At 36.8% G+C, this 3,083-nt stretch carries 4 protein-coding genes; all 4 read left to right on the forward strand.

Annotated elements, in window-relative coordinates:
• Window positions 1–225: 225 nt before the first annotated feature.
• Complete coding sequence (locus GJU39_RS23125; protein ID WP_154283354.1) at window positions 226–600, forward strand: hypothetical protein; 375 nt, start codon at window positions 226–228, stop codon at window positions 598–600.
• Between the two features lie 290 nt (window positions 601–890).
• The gene (gene mobV / locus GJU39_RS23130) at window positions 891–1,907 is read left to right on the forward strand and encodes a MobV family relaxase (RefSeq protein WP_154283355.1); all 1,017 of its coding nucleotides are present in this window, start codon (window positions 891–893) and stop codon (window positions 1,905–1,907) included.
• Window positions 1,908–2,232: 325 nt separating this feature from the next.
• The gene (locus GJU39_RS23135) at window positions 2,233–2,736 is read left to right on the forward strand and encodes a hypothetical protein (RefSeq protein ID WP_154283356.1); all 504 of its coding nucleotides are present in this window, start codon (window positions 2,233–2,235) and stop codon (window positions 2,734–2,736) included.
• Between the two features lies 1 nt (window position 2,737).
• The gene (locus GJU39_RS23140; RefSeq protein WP_154283357.1) at window positions 2,738–2,962 is read left to right on the forward strand and encodes a hypothetical protein; all 225 of its coding nucleotides are present in this window, start codon (window positions 2,738–2,740) and stop codon (window positions 2,960–2,962) included.
• The last annotated feature ends 121 nt before the right edge of the window (window positions 2,963–3,083 follow it).

The raw sequence follows: 3,083 nt of genomic DNA on the forward strand, positions 1-3,083 counted from the left end.
CCCGGCTCATTTTTGGCCTGCGTGCTTCGCCACGCCTTGCATCTATGGTATAAAAACATACTACAGAAAGTACTTAAAGTGTGTTTGTATAGTCTGTTTTTATACCACAACCATTTAGTGGCCTGCGTGCTTTGCCACGCTTTGCATTTACGGTAAGACAATATTTGGATTAGCATTTGACCTAAAAAACCTACCTGCCTGCGAAGCAGGAAAAAACCCTATAAAATGAATAAATACACAAAACCTTATGCCGAGGGAAGGATATTTGTTTCCTCCGAGGACTTTATTAATCTTCTTGAACAGGCTAACTACGACAATACTTTAGTTGCCCAACTGGAAGCCATACATGCCTCTGGAGCAAGAAAAAACTTTAGCACTAACAAATATATTAAAGGCATATTTGTTTCCCTCGATGATTTTATTTTTCTTCTTGATCAGGCCGACTACAACAGCATGTTATTTGCTCAACTGGAAGTTATAATAAAGACTTCTTTTCATTCTCTTACTGCACAATTACCAAAGGAACAGGTCATTTTATTGGTAAAATTAGAGGAAATTCAACAACGGAATTTGGATCAAAGAAAGAAAGACCAGGACTAAAAGAACCTGATCTTTTCTTTGACTTATTTGTCTTAGCATCCCCTATCCCTGGGAGTTGCTCCTCAGCATTGCTCTTACGTTTCGGGGAATAATCAAATGTACAATTTAAGCCCTCAATAAACCAACTTATCAGTTGCTTTTTTTCTCACTTAAATTGTACATTTGTTAAGAGCCTTAAAAAATTTAAGGTATAGCCCACTATACTTTACATTTTTTGCAATCCCCAAAGAGGGGCAAGCTGCATAATGTAAAGTGCGGGTGCTGCGCAGCTAAAAAGAGAAATAAAAAAAATGGGATTTGCCGTATTTCATATTGAAAAAGTAACTACCGGTGCCGGAAGTTTAGGTGCCCATATCGACCGTTCCTCTGGTCAAGAGTACACCTACAAAAATGCTGATCCAAACCGCCTCCAGGAGAACATTCATTATGATTGCGGCAACTCAACCAAAATGAAATTAAACGAGGCTATTGATCTCCGGATTAAATCGGCCTACACAGGTAAAAAAGCACTTAGAAAAGATGCTGTTAAGGGTTTAAGCATGGTTTTTACAGGAAGTCACGAAGAGATGAAGAAGATTTTTAGCGATGAGAACTTCAAAAATACCTGGCTAAATGCGAATTTGGATTTTGTTAAAAATGAATTTGGGGTGGAGAACATCGTCCGTTTTAGCTTGCATATGGACGAAAAAACCCCTCACATACACGCTGTAGTCGTTCCGCTCACAAAAGACGGGAGATTAAGCGCAAAGGAGGTCATGGGAGATCGAACGGCTATGAGTGAAAGGCAAACCCGCTATGCTGACCAAATGCAGCCATTTGGCTTAGAAAGGGGCATTGTAGGGTCTAAAGCCATTCATAATTCCGAACGTTGGTATTTGGGTCTGCAAAACAAAGAGCAGAAAGCGATTTTAAGCAGCGTACCTGAATTTTCTCTTTTAGACCGCGTAAATCCTAGCAAGTTCTTAGAAACTGTCTCAAATCGCCTGATTATGGCCTCAAATCTGCACGTACAAGCCGACTTAGAGGCTAAGAGAAGAAAAGCGCAGCTTGTCACTCAGGAAGCGAATTTAAAGCGGACTTCTGATGCTCTGGTGAAATCTCAGGACGACCTGCAGCGCACCAGAACAGAATTAAAAATTGTTGCGCTTAGAGGAACCGGGATACTTAAACCTGAATTTGAACAAAAAGCCCAGGACATAACTCAAACTATTTTGACCGCAACCACTCAAGCAAGAGAAAAAGAGAGACAGGCCAAAATTGAAAATCAGAACCCTGAAAAGAAAAACTCAAAGGGAATGAGAAGGTGACCCATTGGTATCAAAACAAAGGGAAATTTCCGGTATACCGGAAGTCCTGATTCCTATCTTAGGAAATTTCTTTCCCTCGAGTGTAAAAGCTAAAATTTAAGAGCAAAAAAAGGCCTTGATATCAGGCATAAACTTTTATTATACATAACGAATACGAGCAATAAATTATAATATATTGATAATGAATATATTAACATACCTTCCATTACTAACAGTTAGTAATGGATTACTAAATATTAGTAATGGAAGGGTTAAAAAAAAAGTTCTAAATATTAGTAATTTTCAAAAATTAGTATAAATTTGAAAAGTTCTAAATATTAGTAATATGGCTAAAACATATAGGGAAAAGATAACCATTGAAAGAGAGGTGGTCGAGGATTATATAGATATCCGGTTGCCAGTTAAATCAAAATTTAATAATGGTGATTTTATTACCATTTTTCAGCATGCTTTAGAGCATATATCCGTAGAATTAAACCTCAGTAAAGGGTCAATGAGATTACTTATTTATTTGATATCTAAAACTGAATTAACAAACGAGATAAAGCTCCCTATTCAATCCATATCCGAAGTATTGAAAATTAGTAAGGGTAATGCCTATGACTTCCTTAATGAGCTCAAAAAGCACAATATTGTGATTTGGGAGCAGAAAATGAAAACCTTAAGATTGAATTATGAACTAGGTTATAAAGGGAAAGTGAAAGACTTCAAAAAAGTTCAGTATAAAGACGCTCCTATAATGTTAAATGCTCCTAAAAACCAAATGAATTTACTTGATGAAATAGGTCAAATCAAAGAAGAAATCAGAAAAAAAGGAGAAAAAAAGTAATATGAAGCATGAAATATCAATAAAGTACAATGATCAGACTGGCGAGGTCAAATTAATAATTAATGGTTCTATCACAGAAATGGCCAATTCGTTAGCGGATCTGGATGCAGAAGGAAAGTTATTTTTAGCAAATATGGCCACTATAGTCGAAGTCGCAAAAATAACGAATGGAGTTTCATGTAATAAAAAGGCGTTTTTATCCCCTATATTACCCGTTTCCATGTAAAAATAGGTTTTCTAGGCATGCGCTAAAAGAAATAAGTTTTGAGACCCGGCTCATTTTTGGCCTGCGTGCTTCGCCACGCCTTGCATCTATGGTATAAAAACATACTACAGAAAGTACTTAA

It is taken from the genome of Pedobacter petrophilus (assembly GCF_009674725.1).
Taxonomy (GTDB): domain Bacteria; phylum Bacteroidota; class Bacteroidia; order Sphingobacteriales; family Sphingobacteriaceae; genus Pedobacter; species Pedobacter petrophilus.

Coding starts and splice junctions, on each gene's coding strand:
- GJU39_RS23125 (WP_154283354.1), top strand. CDS start 226: ATGAATAAATACACAAAACCTTATGCCGAGGGAAGGATATTTGTTTCC.
- mobV (WP_154283355.1), top strand. CDS start 891: ATGGGATTTGCCGTATTTCATATTGAAAAAGTAACTACCGGTGCCGGA.
- GJU39_RS23135 (WP_154283356.1), top strand. CDS start 2,233: ATGGCTAAAACATATAGGGAAAAGATAACCATTGAAAGAGAGGTGGTC.
- GJU39_RS23140 (WP_154283357.1), top strand. CDS start 2,738: ATGAAGCATGAAATATCAATAAAGTACAATGATCAGACTGGCGAGGTC.